This is a genomic window from Mesorhizobium erdmanii, assembly GCF_013170725.1.
Lineage (GTDB): Bacteria > Pseudomonadota > Alphaproteobacteria > Rhizobiales > Rhizobiaceae > Mesorhizobium > Mesorhizobium erdmanii.
This window is the reverse complement of sequence record NZ_CP033361.1, coordinates 2,122,298-2,137,043: the sequence shown is the minus strand read 5'-3', so window position 1 is coordinate 2,137,043 and position 14,746 is coordinate 2,122,298. Positions and strand designations below refer to the sequence as shown.

Sequence of the window (14,746 nt, the reverse complement as noted above, 5' to 3'; positions counted from 1 at the left end):
TCTCCGAATTCAGGCAGGCAAACGAAAATCGGCGCGCCAGCCCAACTGCTCGACCGCCTTTTGCGTTGCGACCGCCTGGTTGGGTTCGGCCACGTTGAAGGCGCCCGTCGCGCCCTTGTCGAGTGCGAGCAGCGCTGCATATGCGGCAGCGTCGACATGCACCGGCGATGCGCCGGCAGGCTTCTCGGTTCCCGTTCCCGGCCCATAGAGCTGGCCGTAGCGCAGCACGACACCGGCGAACGGTGCGTTCAGCACTGCCTTTTCCAAGGCGATCACACCGCCGACACTGATGCCGCGATTGCCGCACGCGCCGCCCTCCAGCGGATCGGATTCGGCATGCGGCTCCGGGCCTGGCGCATAGGCCCAGGCGATGCTTTGCGCCACCATGCGCCGGACACCGGACGCGACGGCGGCTGCAACCAGGTTGCGTGTGCCCTCGTCGCGGATACGGGCATTGCGCACGATCGCCTCGCCCATTCGGCTCGGGTCGAGGCCCGATGGCAGGTCGGTCAACTGATGCACGACGATGTCGGGGCGGACGGAACCCATTGCCCGCGACAGCGCCTCGGCATCAAAGACATCCACCACGAACGGTTCGACGCCCAGGGCAAGCAGTCTCTCGGCCTTGTCCGCACTGCGCGTGGTGCCCATCACCTCATGGCCGGCGGCCAGAAGCTGCGGGATCAACCGCTGGCCGATGGCGCCCGCAGCGCCGGCAAGAAAAATACGATGACCCATCGTCATGGACTCCATATCGTCGTAGTATCAGTGCACGAATAACATATAAGAGCTCTTACATCATGCGCAAGCCCAATCAGCATTCGTCCATTCCGGCTCCCGGCGAAGGCAAACGCGGCGAGGAAGGCTATCTCGGTTATCTCCTGCGGCAGGCCGCCGGCGCGCATCGGCTGAGAATGGATCGGGCGCTGGGCGACCTCGGCGTGACGCAGCCGCAATTTGTCACGCTGACCATGCTTGCCGCCTATCCCGGGCTTTCCAACGCCGACCTCGCCCGGCTGGCGCTGCTCACCCCGCAGACGCTCAGCGTCATCGTCGCCAATCTTGAACGGGCCGGCTCGCTGATGCGCAAGCCGCATGCGGTTCACGGCCGCATCCAGCACATCGACCTCAGCGATAGCGGCCGCGCACTCCTGAAAAAATGCCGCGAGCGCGTGCAAGCCATCGAGGCCGAACTGACCGAAGGCCTGTCGGCTGCGGAAGAACGCGCTGTCAGGCGCTGGCTGGTCGGCATCGCCACGGCCGACTCCTGATTGTTTGCCGTTGCCGGCCAGCCAACGGCGACCGCTCAGGTCGGCATCGGCTCGCCGGCCTCATAGAGCACGAGGTTGCGTTCGCCGATGCCAAGCGTCGGCCAGCTCGAACGCCAGTCGGCAATGTGCCGCGAGCGGAAATGCGCGTCGAGCGAAGCCCTGTCGCGCCACACTTCGGTGACCCGGATCAGCCCGGCATCGAGCACGTCGCGCGCATAGGAATATTCGAGGCAGCCGTCCTCGCCCCGGCTGCCCGAGATCATGCGCTCCATCACGGGCTTCGCGTCTTCGAGCCTGTCGGGCGGCAAACGGATCGTGCCGATGATCAAGAGCATGGGTCTTCCTTCTCGCAAGCTGTCGGTCCAGCCACTCTCCCACCCTCGCGCAAGCTTGGCCAGCTACCCTCGCCGGGCTGTCGCATGCGCGGCAATCTATGGTTCGAGGATTTCAATGGCGATCAGCGAAAGCATCCAGCCCGGCGCGGTGGCCAAGAATGGCCGCGACATCTTCTTCGCGCTCGGCATCGTCATCATCCTGGCCGTGCTGTTCCTGCCGATCCCGGCCTTCCTCATCGACATCGGCCTCGCCTTCTCGATCGCGCTGTCGGTGCTGATCCTGATGGTGGCGCTGTGGATCCAGCGGCCGCTCGATTTCTCCTCGTTCCCGACCGTGCTGCTCATCGCCACCATGCTCAGGCTATCCCTCAACATCGCCACCACGCGCATGATCCTGTCGCATGGCAATGAAGGCACGCACGCCGCCGGCTATGTCATTGCCGGCTTCTCCAAGCTGGTGATGGCCAGCGACTTCGTCATCGGCCTCATCGTCTTCATGATCCTGATCGTGGTGAACTTCATCGTCATCACCAAGGGTGCCACCCGTATCGCCGAAGTCGGCGCCCGCTTCACCCTCGATGCCATCCCCGGCAAGCAGATGTCGATCGACGCCGACCTCTCCGCCGGCATGATCGACGACAAGACCGCGCAGTTGCGCCGCCGCGAACTGGAAGAAGAGAGCTCCTTCTTCGGCTCGATGGACGGTGCCTCGAAATTCGTGCGCGGCGACGCCATCGCCGGCCTCATCATCACCGCCATCAACATCGTTGGCGGCATCGCCATCGGCTATATCAGGCACGGAATGGGCATGGGCGAGGCCGCCGACGTGTTCATCAAGCTGTCGGTCGGCGACGGCCTGGTCACCCAGATCCCGGCCCTCATCGTCTCGCTCGCCGCCGGCCTGCTGGTGTCCAAGGGCGGCACCCGCGGCTCGACCAACCAGGCCGTGTTCGGCCAGCTCGGCGCCCACCCGCGCGCGCTCTACGTGGCGGCGGCCCTGCTGGTGCTGCTCGGCTTGATGCCCGGCCTGCCATTGTTCCCATTCTTTGCGCTCGCCGGCGGCATGGCCGGCCTCGGCTACGTCATTCCGCTGCGCGCCAACCGCGCGCTCGCCCAGGCCGAAGCGCTGAAGACCCAGGAAAAGGCGTCCAAGGCGGAAGAGGAGAAGAACTCGGTCAAGGCCTCGCTCGCCACCGCCGAGATCGAACTGCTGATCGGCAAGCAGCTGTCGACAAGGCTCCTGGTCTCGCATCAGGAGCTGGTCTTCCGCATGGGCAAGATGCGCAAGAAATTCGCCCAACAATACGGTTTCGTCGTGCCGGAAGTGCGCGTCGCCGACGACTTCGCCATCCCGCCGAAAAGCTACCAGATCAAGGTGCACGGCACGGTGGTTGCCGAATATTCGATGCGCGTCGGCGAAATCATGGTGCTGCTCGGCAACCGCGACGTGCCCGAAATACCGGGCGAGGAGATCCGCGAGCCGGCCTTTGGCATGCGCGCCTATTCCGTCATGGAAACCTTCGCCGAGGATCTGAAGCGCGAGAACTACACCTTCGCCGACAACATGTCGGTGCTGCTGACCCATCTCTCCGAGGTCATCCGCAACAACCTGCCGCAGCTCCTGTCCTACAAGGACATGAAAGCGCTGCTCGAACGCCAGGACCAGGAATACCGCAAGCTCGCCGACGAGATCTGCACCACGCACATCTCCTATCCCGGCCTGCAGGCGGTGCTGAAGCTGCTGCTGGCCGAGCGCGTCTCGATCCGCAACCTGCACCTGATCATCGAGGCAATCGCGGAGATCGCGCCGCATGTGCGCCGCACCGAGCAGATCGTCGAACATGTCCGCATCCGCATGGCCCAGCAGATATGCGGCGACCTTTCGGAAGGCGGTGTGCTCAAGGTGCTGCGCCTCGGCAACCGCTGGGACCTCGCCTTTCACCAGAGCCTCAAGCGCGACGCCAAGGGCGAGGTGCGCGAGTTCGACATCGATCCGCGCCAGCTTGAGGAATTCGGCCAGGACGCCACCAAGGCGATCAAGAAATTCCTCGAGGCAGGCGAGCGTTTCGTGCTGGTCACCGCGCCCGACGCGCGCCCCTATGTGCGCATGATCATCGAGCGCCTGTTCACCACGCTGCCGGTGCTCTCCCACGTCGAAATCGCCAAGGGCGTCGAGATCAGGGTGCTCGGGACCATATCGTGAGCGTTCTTTCGCAGAGCGTCGTCATCGCGGCGTTCCTCGCCTTCTGCCGCATCGGCTCCTGCTTCATGCTGATGCCTGGCCTGTCCAGCGCCCGCGTTCCGGCACAAGTCAGGCTGTTCGTGGCGATCGCCGCCACCGGGGGCCTGCTCGCCTTCCTGTGGGACAAGATCATTCCCTTCGTCGATCCGCGCCCGCAGATCCTGGTGCCCATGATCATCTCGGAACTCCTGGTCGGCGGGCTGATCGGCGCCATGACCAGGCTTTACATGGAAGCGCTACGCTTCATGGGCTCGGCCATCGCCATGCTGATCGGCTATGGCGGCTCGGGCGGGCCGGCGATCGAGGAGCCGGAACCGCAGGCCGCCCTTGCCGCCATCATCTCGTTCTCGGCGCTGTTGATGCTGTTCGTCTTCGACTTCGACCACGAGATCGTCCGCGCCCTGGTGTCGTCCTACACGGTTGCGCCGGTCAATGTCTTCTTCAACCCGCAGGCCGCCCTCGTCGACATCACCGACACCGTGTCGGACACCTTCTTCCTGGTCATCCGCCTCGGCAGCCCGTTTGTCGCCTATGCCATTCTGGTCAATCTGACGATCGGGTTCGTCAACAAGCTGACCCCGCAGATCCCGATCTATTTCATCTCCCAGCCCTTCGTCATCGCCGGCGGCATGCTCATCTTCTATTTCGCCATCGGCACCATGCTGTCGTTGTTCGTCGATGGCTTCGTCGACCTGACTTTGGCGAGGTGACGATGAGCACGCGCAAGGACCGTCTCAAGAAACTGGTCAAGGTGCAGGAGCAACTGAAGGCATTGCACGAAACCCGTCACGCCACCTTCCTGGCCGAGGCGAACGCCGCCGAGGCCGAGGCCCAGGAACTGGTCGGCCATTTCGACCAGGACAATTCGCTGTCCGGCCTGTTTCCCGATCTCTATCATCGCCGCATCGCCCAGGCGGTGGTGCGCCAGGAGAAGAGCCTGGAAAGCGCCAGGCAGGAGGCCGGCCTCATCGCCACGGCAAACGCGCGCACCAACATGGTCGAGCGCGCCTACAGGGACGTGCGCAACCGCGACGAGCGCGAACGCTCGGACCGTGAACGGCTGGATCTGATCGCGCAGAAGCGAAGCGAAGAGTAGCCGCGCTCGGGTTTATCTGCGGACAGCGACCGGCCGCGGCTCGTTGGGCAAGTTCCGCGCGGGACCTGCAACCGTCGGGCTCGGATGGAAGCGCGCGCCCTTCAGCCAAAGCTTCAGCGCTTCCCAGTGAATGCCGGCGATGATCTTCAACGTCACGAAGGGAAACTTGATCAGGCACGCGCCAAGGTCCGGCGTGGCAAGCGGGCGAGCGGCGCCGGTAAAGGTTGCCGACAGCAACGGCTCGTTATTCTCCGTCTCATGGATACGCAGCCTGACTGTCTTGCCGGGCGGCAGGATGCGGAAATGGTAGCGTGCGTCCATGCCGATGAACGGCGACACGTGGAAGAGCTTGGCTCGTGTCTGGCGTATCCCGGCTGGCCCGAGTTCGCCCGACTTGATCGGCGCCACGTAAAAATGCCGCCCCCCGAACGTATTGCGCACGGCATAAATCAAGGCGATCAGCGCCTCGCTTTCATCGTAGCAGAAATAGACCGAGATCGGATTGAAGACGTAGCCGAAGATGCGGGGATAGGCGAGCAGCAGCACGCGCGCCGCCGGCTTCTCGAGCCCAGCACCGGCGAGCAGCCTGTCGGCGAAGGCCCGCAGGCTTTCGCCCGGGGTTTCCACGTGGTCGCTCTCATGGAACGACGCCAGGCCGGGACGGTTCACTCCCAACAGCCGCGTCATGCGGCCGAGCTCGACAAGCCTGTCTATGTCGACCAGCAAAGAGAACACGCGGTAGACAAAGCGGTGGCCGAACGGCTTCAGCCGCGCATGCATGACCTCACCCGGATAGAGCACCCCCGCCGCCAGTGGCGTTGGACCGTTCTGTTCCAGTGTCGTGATCCGTTCGTCCATTCCGACAGAGGTCCTATTCCGCCGCCAGCAGCGCCTTGGCCGCCTCGCGCCGCCGCCACGGCACGTCCGCACCGAGCGCGATCGCCGCGTCGAGGCCCGAGCGCAAGCCGTCCTCATGAAACCCGTGGCCGGTCCAAGCACCGGCAAAATAGGTGCCGCGCACGCCCTGTATATCATCGAGACGAGCCTGCGCCGACAAGGCACGCGCATCGTATTGCGGGTGGTCGAACATCCACTCGCCGAAGACCAGTTCCGGACGCGGCTCGACTGCCGGATTGAGCGAAACGAAAAGCGGCTTTGCCGCGTCGATCCCCTGCAAACGGTTCATCCAGTACGTGACCGAGACTTCCGGTTCCTCCCCGTCACAGGAACAGCGCAGATAGTTCCACGCCGCCCAGGCGGCGCGCCGCTTCGGCATCAGGCGAGGGTCTCTGTGCAGGACGACCCGATTGGGACGATATGGTATGGCGGACAGGATCGTTTCCTCGACGCTCGTTGCGTCGCCGAGCATGGCCAAGGCCTGGTCGCTGTGACCGGCGATGATGACATTGTCGAAGCGCTCAGGCGCGTCATGGCCCGCCCACACGGTGACGCCGAACGCGTCGCGCACCAGTGTCTTGACCGGCGACGACAGACGCAGCGCCGAGCCGAGCGGCGCCAGCAGCTTTTGCAGGTAGTTGCGAGAGCCACCGCTCACGGTGCGCCAGATTGGTCGCGTATCATTGTCGATCAGGCGATGGTTCTCGAAGAAGCTGATGAAGCTCGCGGCCGGATAGTCCAGCATCTTGGCGCGTGGCGTCGACCAGATCGCCGCCGCCATCGGTATGAGATAATTGTCGCGAAAGCCGGCGGAGAAACCGCGGGTGCGAAGATAGTCGCCGATCGAGACGTTGCCCAGCGTGCCGCTGTCGCGCTCGGCGATGCACGCCTTGTTGAAGCGCAGGATTTCCCGCAGCATCCACAGGAAGCCCGGCGAAAAGACATTGCGCTTCTGGGCGAATATGGTGCGCAGCGTCGAGCCGCACCATTCGAGTTTGCCTCCGTCGAGCGACAGCGAAAAGCCCATGTCGCTCTCATGCGTGGCGACCCCGAGATGAGAAAACAGCGCGGTGAGATCCGGATAGGCCAGCTCGTTGTAGACGATGAAGCCCGTGTCGACCGAGATCGGCGTGCCGTCATAGTCGATGTCGACGGTGGCGGTATGGCCGCCCGGGCGGTGCGAAGCCTCATAGAGGGTAACGTCGGCGTCCGGATGCAAGGCCCATGCGGCAGCCGCGCCGGAGATGCCCGAACCGATGACGGCGATTTTCTTCCTGTCGGCTGGGCGACCACGGCTGATGGGCACGATGTTCATCGACAATCCTTGTTGGAAATCAAGTCTGTAGGGCGCGGGCGGCACCCCAGGACATTGGTAGATACGGGGCGATCGGGCGCGAGTTTCACTGTGGCGGGAGCGATATTTTGTCGTGAGGCGAAGGCGGTCGGACGAGACCTGCCGCGCCCATTGTCAGCGGGCGCGGGACCAGTTCACCGACTTGCAAACCAGTCCGCCGACAACGCAGCCGCGCGTGACAAGGCTCTGCCCGGCCACCTTGAGCTGGATCGCATAGGTCATCGCACGCTTTGCGTCGTAGGCCTTGCCGCTGAGCGTATCGGCGGACTTCGGCTTCAGCGTCATCACAAGCTTGTCGCCGACGGCTTCGCCGCCGCTGGTGTCCTTGATCCAGACATTGGTGGCACAGATGTTCGAGCCGCATGGGGCGATGCGGACTTTCGCATTACCGTCGCCACGATTCCATGTCCCGCTGGGGTCAGGTGCCGATGCGGCAAGCGCCGATCCGCAGAGTGAGACGCAAAGTATCAGGCCTGCCGCCGCTGCCAGTCGGTTCATCATTCGCCCTATCATCCGTTTTGCAGAGCTACGGATGACAGCAAGAGCGAGTTTCGCCCGTTCGAAACTATCGGCGTTGAAAACCGTTTCTGGAGACAACAGCCAACGGAGTTTGGGGCGAAAATGATCAAGACATACGGCATCGCCTATCTGACGACGGCGGTCGTGTTCCTCTGTATCGACGCCGTCTGGCTGACGGTGATGAGCAGCCGCCTTTACAAGCCGCTGCTGGGACCGATCCTGCTCGATGATTTCAACGTCAAGGCGGCAGTGCTTTTCTACGTAATCTATATCGCCGGCGCCGTCTATTTCGCGGTGCAGCCTGCCTTTCAGAGTGGATCGTGGATGACTGCCTTAGTGAACGGCGCGCTGTTCGGCTTTTGCGCCTACGCCACCTACGACCTGACCAACCAGGCAACGCTCAAGAACTGGCCCGTCGCGGTCACAATTGCCGATATCTGCTGGGGGACCGTGCTCACCGCGATCGCGGCGACGGCTGGGTTTCTCGTTTCCAGTGCTTTGTCGCGAACGGCATAGTGGTCGTCAGCGCTTGGCCGGCGAGGCCATCAGGTTCATCACGAGAAGACCGATGAAAGCGGTGAGCGTACCTGCGCTTAGCGAGTTCATTTTCAAGAACCCTGCATATTCCTCGGCCGAATAGAGATGTACCGGGGCGCCGTAACGCCCATGCAGGAACGTGAAGGCCAGCATGCCGACAGCCGCAATGGCGATCGCAATGATGCGTTCGCGCGGCCGAAACAGCACGAAGCCGAGCAGCACGCAGGGCAGCAGAAAGATCTCCACGCCGGAGGCGACGCCGAACACCTTGGCACTGAGTACCGTGTTGCCGATTCCGACCAGGGGCAGCAGAGCACGGCCGGCACGGCCGTTGATGCGGCCAACCGCCGGGACGGCGAGAAAGAACGGCGTCGAAATGAACGTATAGAAAGTCGGCGCAATGACGGGACCGACGGACCAGTAGACGTAGAGCGGATAGAAGGGCTGGTTCCACAGCACGACCAGCGCAACAAGATTGGCGGTGGCGACGAGAGGATCGTCACTCGCGAAATAGGCCTCCGCCGCGCTCCATGACGTCCACAACATTCCCGATCGGACCGGCGTTTCCAATCTTATCTGGCCGCGCGCAGGCGATAGTGGCTGACGCCCCATTCCTCACCGTTCGCGTGTCCGAAGAGACCGGCGGTGGCGAGGAAAAACAGCCGCCAGCGGCGGCGCCAGACCAATGCGTCCTTGCCGTAGACCCCAGCGAGGATGCGGTCGATCTCGGGCAGGTTGGCATCCATATTGGCGAGCCACTGGTTTGCCGTGCGCTGGTAGTTGCGGCCATTCCATCGCCATTCCTGCTCGACGTCGAACAGGCCGGGGAAATGCCGGATCAGATCATGGCTCGGCATGATGCCGCCGGTGAAGAAGTGCTGCGCGATCCAATCGGATTTGTCGCGATGGTCGAAACGGTACGACCGGCTCTTGTGGGTGAAGACATGGATGAAGAGCCGCCCCTCCCGCGTCAGCCAGGATTGCACCCGTTCGAGCAGCTTTTGCCAGTTCGACATATGCTCGAACATCTCGACCGACACGATGCGGTCGAACAGGCCGTTCGGATGGAAACTGTTCATGTCGGCGGTGATGACGCGGATATTTGCGAGGCCCCTCTGCCGAGCCTGCGCTTCGATATACGCCCTTTGCGGCGCCGAGTTGGACACCGCCGTGATCCTGGCGGCGGGAAAGCGCTCGGCCATGAACAGCGTCAGCGAACCCCAACCGCAGCCGAGTTCGAGGATGTCTTGGCCATCGGCCAGATCGGCGTGGGCAACGGTCTCTTCCAGCGCCAAAAGCTCGGCCTGCGCCAGGCTTTCATCGCCACGCCGGTAGAGGCAGGACGAGTATTTGCGGCGTGGCCCTAGCACCAGCCCGAAGAAAGCCGGCGGCAATTCGTAGTGCTGCTCGTTTGCTGCCTGCGTGTGCTCGGCAATCGGATGATCGGCCATGGCGTGGACGAAGGCCTGCTCATGCGTGGCGGGTCTTTCGAGCAGGTTTCGGCGCGTGCGCCCGACCAGGAAGCCTATCCCCGTTCGGGTCACGGGATCGGGCAACGGGCTGCGTTCTACGGTGCGGATGGCGGATGCTATGAGGCTCACAAGGCTCGACCTTTCGAGGTTTGCGGAGAAGTATGGCGGGACGGCCCCGGCCAGAAGGCATTGACGCGCGCCTGGTAGGCACGGAATTTTTCGCCACGCGATTTCAGCATGTGCGCTTCGAGCGGCGGAATGCCGGACACATGAACCAGCAGCCAGTACATGAAAAGCGGGCCGGACACGGCCAACCAGCCCCATGCGTAGGCACCGGTGAAATCCAGCGCGATCGCGACATAGGCCAGCCAGCCGAACCACTCGAAGAAATAGTTGGGATGACGCGAGAGTCCCCACAGCCCGGCGTCGCAGACTTTTCCCCTGTTGGCCGGGTTGTCACGAAACCGCGCAAGCTGGCGGTCGGCCAGGCCCTCGCCGAGGATGGCAATCACCAGAATGGCAATGCCAAGCCAGTCGCCGATTTGCAGGTGCGGTACCGGGTTGCGCGCGGCCACGAAGATGGAAAGCGCTAGCAGCAAGGCAGCGCCGGCCTGCGCCTGCAGAAACCAGAACAGCCGGCGCGCAAAATCTGTGCCCCATTCGCCGCGCAGTTGCGCATAACGCGGATCGTCGCCGCCGCGCAGGGTTCTGACTGCTATGTGCAGGCCAAGCCTGATCGACCAGATCGCCGCGAGCAGGGCGACGATGACGGGCCTCGTCGCCGATTGCTGCCAACCGGATAGTGGAACAAGCGCCATGGCGATGCCGGCGGCACCCGTCGCGAACGACCAGGTAGCATCCACCCAGCCCGACCTGCCGCCTCGAACGACAATCGCCCACGCGATCGACATAACGATGCACAGGCCAATGCCCACACCGACAAACAACACCGCAAACGTCACATCATCGCCCTGCATCATCACGCTGACCTGTTGCGTGAGTTACGGATCGGCGACGCGGCAAGTTTCCGACGGGCCCAGAGTTTTGCCGAACCGGCAATTCTACCGTTGGCGCGGTGGTGTGGCAGACTCGGGATAGAGGCAAGGCAGCCCCGGTTTTATCCGGAGCCGCTTTGTCGTTTCGGCGGTTATTGCGCTCAAGCTTTAGGTGGAGGCGGCGCGTCATCGCCCGGGCCCCGCCCATGCGCGTCGGGGCCGAAATCACGCCAGCCGTGACGCGGGCCGCGAGGATGTGGGGGCCGCAGTTCGTCGACCCGACCGTCGCCATGGATCACCATGCCGGCATGGATAAAGCCTTCATCGTAGCGTCCTTGTACCGTCACCTCTTCGTCTTGCGCCACAAGCTTGGCATTGCTGCCTTCAGGCCCGACATCGACCAGTGTCCGGCCGGTGCCGTCCGAAATAACGAACTTGTTGCCGAAGATCTCGGCAACCTTGCCCTTGACCGCGACCAGGCTGTCATCGGCCATTGCATTGATCGTGACTGGCGGAAGCAATGCCTGACGTTCATCGTGGCGCGACACCTTCATGGCCACCGCACCTGCCACGGCGCCGACCAGAAGCATGCCAACCAAGGCTGAGCCACCGACCATTTTGGCGCCAAGCCGGCGTTTGGACGATTTGTCGGTTGCGGTGCCGCTGGTTTCCGCCGGGCTCGAGGGTCCGATATTGTCTTGGTTCGACATTCCAAAAATCCTTTTATGCGTTGTAGACACCGCATTTCTAGCGGAGCAGGTCGAACCGAAGCTGAACCGGGCCGTTCAGGTTGAGTTAAGCCGGAGCGCCTATCCGGCATGCTGGAAAGGACATGGTCCAACAGATGCGCATCCTGCTCATAGAAGACGACAAGACGCTCTCTGACGGTATCGCCAAGGCGCTCCGATCGGAGAACTTTGCTGTCGATGTGGCGCGTAACGGTGAAGACGGTATGCATCTTGGCGACACCGAGGCTTACGACGCGGCTGTGCTCGACCTTGGTCTGCCCAAAGTCGACGGAATCAGCGTGCTTACATCATGGCGCAAAGCGAACCGGACGATGCCTGTCCTGATCCTAACCGCGCGGGACGGATGGTCGCAAAAGGTCGAGGGCTTCAAGGCCGGTGCCGACGACTACATGACCAAACCATTTCGCGTAGAAGAGCTTGTCATTCGGTTGCGAGCCCTCGTGCGACGCGCGGCAGGTCATTCAGCCCCACTAATCAGCTGCGGTACGCTGAGCTTTGACGCGCAGCTCGGAATGTTTGAAAAGGACGGACTCCCGCTCAAGCTTACGGCGCTGGAATGGCGGGTCCTGCAATGTCTCATCCTGCGCAAGGATACGACAATCGATCGGTCCAACCTGATCGAACGTGTGTATGAAGGCGACGCAGACGTCGATTCGAACTCCATTGAAGTCATCATTGCCAGGCTCCGCCGAAAGATCGGGCATGAGATGATCGCGACAGAGCGTGGCCGAGGGTACCGTCTGGTATCGTCTCCATGATGCCGCTCGGTCGTCTTCGGCGGTTGACCCCAAAATCCATCGCGGCGCGGCTGGCGCTGGGATCAGCCGTCCTGGTTTTGGCCGCTTTGATCGCCACGGGCATCAGCACGGGGATCGTTCTGTCGCGTTTCATCCGCGACCAGATCGACCAGCGCCTCGATACGCAGATCGGCGCCGTGACGAGCGCGCTTGAGAACAGGCCATCATTGCCGGACGTCCTGACGTTGAACGATCCGCCACCGTTCGATCGACATGGGGCTGGCTGGTACTGGATGGCAACGATCGACGGCCATACCTACCGTTCAGCCTCGCTGGATGGCGCCGATATAACCAACCGGGGATCGGATCACTGGTGGGGCGGGTGGCATGACGGGCCAGCGGACGCCAACACACGTCCTCGCCCCTTCAACGGGGTCGGCCCGCGAGGCGAACCGCTCTATCTGCGTGTCCAGGTCGTGCCTACGAACGGTACATGGATGACAATTACGGCTTCCGCACCCGCTCATGCGCTGGTGCGGCCCCTTCGTGATGCGTTGGTGCCGGTCATTTTGGCGATGCTGGCACTAGGGATTCTGCTCGCGGCTGCAAGCGTCTTGCAGATGCGACTGGGGCTTCGGCCCCTCAAGCGCGTGACAAAAGGCCTGGAGGATGTTCGCGCAGGGCGCGCCAGCCACATCGAAGGCAACCAGCCCAGGGAATTGCGTGGATTGGTGGGTGAGCTGAACTCGCTGATCAAGCAGAACGCCGAAGGCCTGAGACGAGCCCGCGGTCACGTCTCGAACCTTGGTCACGCGCTCAATACACCGCTGGCGGCGTTGTCGTTGTCGCTCAGTGGCAGCAGGAGCCGACGCGATGCCGAGCGTCTGAGGCTTGTTGCCGAGATGCAGGAGCGCATACGACATCATCTTGGGCGAGCGCGCGCCGCAGCGCTTAACGGACCCGCCCACATCAGCACTGCGATCAGGCCGCGCGTGCTCGACTTGAACGTTGTTCTTTCAAAAATCAACGCCGAGCGCGGGTTGAACGTGGCCGTCGATATACCGGAGGCTCTTGCCGTCGCCTGCGAACCCCAGGATCTGGATGAGATGCTCGGCAACATGCTGGACAACGCCTTTAAGTGGGCTTCGAGCACAATCTCCATCAAGGCTCGCAATGCCGGCACCCAAGTCTTGATCGAAGTGGCCGACGACGGTCCTGGCATAAGTATGGAGAAAATCCATGAGGTACTGCAGCCCGGCAAAAGGCTTGATGAGAGCATCGTCGGCCATGGCTTCGGTCTGTCGATCACCCGCGAACTCGCAGAGCTCTATGGCGGGGATCTCAATCTCGGCAAATCTTCGCTAGGCGGACTCGAGGTCGTGGTTCGACTGCCAGGCCCGGTCGCGACGAATGGTTAGGCGACCCGCTTGAGCTTGCCCTCCCGCGCAAGCCTGCCACAAGCTTGTTGAGGCATGGTCGCTCCAGGAAACCCGACAAAAGGCGGACTTTCTTGGCGATTTCTCCACCCAGCGACATCGTTATGGATGTCGCCCGCGCTGTCGACCCGACGGACATCGAGGCTGCCCGCGCCGCGCTGGCGAAGCGTGCGAACGGTGTTGCCGGCACGTTCTCGGTCGATACCTCGACCTCGGTCGACACGACCGCGTCCGGCGATGCCGGCTCGATCCTGTCGCGCGCCACCGCCGACAAGGCGGCGGCGACAGCCGACCCGGCCAAAAAATTCAAGAAGTTCGAGGCGATGGTCCTGCAGACCTTCATCCAGAACATGCTGCCCAAGGACACCGAGGGCGTCTACGGCAAGGGTCTGGCCGGCGACATGTGGAAATCGCAGCTCGCAGAACGCGTCGCCGACGTCATGGCCGAGCGCGGCGGCATTGGCATCGCCAAGTCGCTGGTGGCCGACCACTATATGGACGGCAAGCGCAAGGTGCCGATCGGCCCGGTTTCGAATGGACCGGAAAAGACCGAGATCGACCAGCAAACTCGTCTGTCCACTTCGCTCGTCCAGGAATTGCAGCGCAAGGCCGCCAGGTCGATGACCGGCGACGAGACAACCATAAAGACAGACATCAAGATCTAGGACTGGGAAACACCATGGCCGACTCTTCCGAATTCACCGCCAACCTGCCGGCGCGCGCGACAGCGTCGGAATCGCCGATCCCGTTCGCGCGCCCCGGAAATCTCGCCGCCATCATCGGCCGCATCGAGGAGGTGGTCGAGGAAGAGACGGCCGGCATCCGCACCGATACCGGCTACGACCTCAAGGCGTCGAATGCCCGCAAGAGCCGTTACCTCTACGAACTGACGCGCGCCATGAAGGGCGGCAGCGAAGCCGAATTCCTCGAACAGCACCGCGAGGGTCTGATCCGGTTGCGCCAGAAACTGGCAAAAAACGAAGCCGCGATCCTGGCGCATCTGAGCGCCGTCAACGAGGTCGCCAGCCTGCTGCGCAGCGCCATCCAGCGCGCCGAAACCGACGGCACCTACTCCGCCGGCGAATTCGGCCGGCTGAAAGGGTAGA

The 14,746-nt window shown here is 62.9% G+C and carries 18 protein-coding genes; 9 read left to right on the top strand and 9 right to left on the bottom strand.

Going from position 1 to position 14,746, the window contains the following annotated elements; all coding sequences use genetic code 11:
* Positions 1 to 9: 9 nt before the first annotated feature.
* Entirely contained in the window at positions 10 to 738 is a 729-nt protein-coding gene (locus EB233_RS10325) for an NAD-dependent epimerase/dehydratase family protein (RefSeq protein ID WP_064989001.1), read from the bottom strand.
* Positions 739 to 800: 62 nt separating this feature from the next.
* Between EB233_RS10325 and EB233_RS10320 the strand changes: the two genes are divergently transcribed.
* Positions 801 to 1,271: a MarR family winged helix-turn-helix transcriptional regulator gene (locus EB233_RS10320; protein ID WP_064988955.1), complete on the top strand. Its 471-nt coding sequence runs from the start codon at positions 801 to 803 to the stop codon at positions 1,269 to 1,271.
* Between the two features lie 35 nt (positions 1,272 to 1,306).
* On the opposite strand, the gene EB233_RS10315 is transcribed toward EB233_RS10320, so the two are convergent.
* The gene (locus EB233_RS10315; protein WP_064988956.1) at positions 1,307 to 1,606 is read right to left on the bottom strand and encodes a putative quinol monooxygenase; all 300 of its coding nucleotides are present in this window, start codon (positions 1,604 to 1,606) and stop codon (positions 1,307 to 1,309) included.
* A gap of 115 nt (positions 1,607 to 1,721) precedes the next feature.
* Here EB233_RS10315 and flhA point away from each other — a divergent pair, with 115 nt between their 5' ends.
* The 3 genes from flhA to EB233_RS10300 are packed head-to-tail and all read left to right on the top strand — an operon-like array spanning position 1,722 to position 4,944.
* Positions 1,722 to 3,809 carry a flagellar biosynthesis protein FlhA gene (flhA, locus tag EB233_RS10310; RefSeq protein WP_027056805.1) on the top strand — a complete coding sequence of 696 codons (2,088 nt, stop codon included), beginning with the start codon at positions 1,722 to 1,724 and terminating at the stop codon, positions 3,807 to 3,809.
* A complete protein-coding gene (gene fliR, locus EB233_RS10305; protein WP_027056804.1) occupies positions 3,806 to 4,558 on the top strand; it encodes a flagellar biosynthetic protein FliR in 753 nt (250 codons plus the stop codon). The genes flhA and fliR overlap by 4 nt, the downstream gene beginning before the upstream one ends.
* A 2-nt stretch (positions 4,559 to 4,560) precedes the next feature.
* Entirely contained in the window at positions 4,561 to 4,944 is a 384-nt protein-coding gene (locus EB233_RS10300; RefSeq protein ID WP_027056803.1) for a hypothetical protein, read from the top strand.
* Positions 4,945 to 4,956: 12 nt separating this feature from the next.
* Here EB233_RS10300 and EB233_RS10295 read toward each other — a convergent pair whose 3' ends face one another.
* From EB233_RS10295 to EB233_RS10285, 3 genes are all read right to left on the bottom strand, one after another.
* A complete protein-coding gene (locus tag EB233_RS10295) occupies positions 4,957 to 5,802 on the bottom strand; it encodes a DUF1365 domain-containing protein (protein ID WP_064988957.1) in 846 nt (281 codons plus the stop codon).
* Positions 5,803 to 5,815: 13 nt separating this feature from the next.
* Positions 5,816 to 7,156: an NAD(P)/FAD-dependent oxidoreductase gene (locus EB233_RS10290; RefSeq protein ID WP_064988958.1), complete on the bottom strand. Its 1,341-nt coding sequence runs from the start codon at positions 7,154 to 7,156 to the stop codon at positions 5,816 to 5,818.
* A gap of 153 nt (positions 7,157 to 7,309) precedes the next feature.
* Positions 7,310 to 7,696, bottom strand: a complete 387-nt coding sequence (locus tag EB233_RS10285; RefSeq protein ID WP_027056800.1) for a DUF2147 domain-containing protein — start codon at positions 7,694 to 7,696, stop codon at positions 7,310 to 7,312.
* Between the two features lie 123 nt (positions 7,697 to 7,819).
* Between EB233_RS10285 and EB233_RS10280 the strand changes: the two genes are divergently transcribed.
* Positions 7,820 to 8,230, top strand: coding sequence for a DUF2177 family protein (locus tag EB233_RS10280; protein WP_064989002.1), 411 nt, complete (start codon positions 7,820 to 7,822; stop codon positions 8,228 to 8,230).
* A gap of 6 nt (positions 8,231 to 8,236) precedes the next feature.
* On the opposite strand, the gene EB233_RS10275 is transcribed toward EB233_RS10280, so the two are convergent.
* From EB233_RS10275 to EB233_RS10260, 4 genes are all read right to left on the bottom strand, one after another.
* Positions 8,237 to 8,797, bottom strand: coding sequence for a hypothetical protein (locus EB233_RS10275; protein WP_064988959.1), 561 nt, complete (start codon positions 8,795 to 8,797; stop codon positions 8,237 to 8,239).
* 26 nt (positions 8,798 to 8,823) lie between these two features.
* Entirely contained in the window at positions 8,824 to 9,852 is a 1,029-nt protein-coding gene (locus EB233_RS10270) for an SAM-dependent methyltransferase (protein ID WP_064988960.1), read from the bottom strand.
* Positions 9,849 to 10,703: a DUF1295 domain-containing protein gene (locus EB233_RS10265; protein ID WP_244277625.1), complete on the bottom strand. Its 855-nt coding sequence runs from the start codon at positions 10,701 to 10,703 to the stop codon at positions 9,849 to 9,851. Before EB233_RS10265 ends, EB233_RS10270 begins: the two co-directional genes overlap by 4 nt.
* A gap of 176 nt (positions 10,704 to 10,879) precedes the next feature.
* Positions 10,880 to 11,308 (bottom strand): single stranded DNA-binding domain-containing protein, encoded by a 429-nt coding sequence (locus tag EB233_RS10260; RefSeq protein ID WP_210262468.1) that lies wholly within the window; start codon positions 11,306 to 11,308, stop codon positions 10,880 to 10,882.
* 254 nt (positions 11,309 to 11,562) lie between these two features.
* On the opposite strand from EB233_RS10260, the gene EB233_RS10255 reads away from it, so the two are divergent.
* From EB233_RS10255 to EB233_RS10240, 4 genes are all read left to right on the top strand, one after another.
* Entirely contained in the window at positions 11,563 to 12,225 is a 663-nt protein-coding gene (locus EB233_RS10255; protein ID WP_064989004.1) for a response regulator, read from the top strand.
* Positions 12,222 to 13,622, top strand: coding sequence for a sensor histidine kinase (locus tag EB233_RS10250; protein ID WP_244277626.1), 1,401 nt, complete (start codon positions 12,222 to 12,224; stop codon positions 13,620 to 13,622). Before EB233_RS10255 ends, EB233_RS10250 begins: the two co-directional genes overlap by 4 nt.
* Positions 13,623 to 13,744: 122 nt before the next feature.
* Positions 13,745 to 14,305 (top strand): rod-binding protein, encoded by a 561-nt coding sequence (locus EB233_RS10245; RefSeq protein ID WP_081294003.1) that lies wholly within the window; start codon positions 13,745 to 13,747, stop codon positions 14,303 to 14,305.
* 14 nt (positions 14,306 to 14,319) lie between these two features.
* On the top strand, positions 14,320 to 14,745 hold the full coding sequence (locus EB233_RS10240; RefSeq protein ID WP_027056792.1) for a hypothetical protein: 426 nt from the start codon (positions 14,320 to 14,322) through the stop codon (positions 14,743 to 14,745).
* Position 14,746 lies beyond the last annotated feature (1 nt).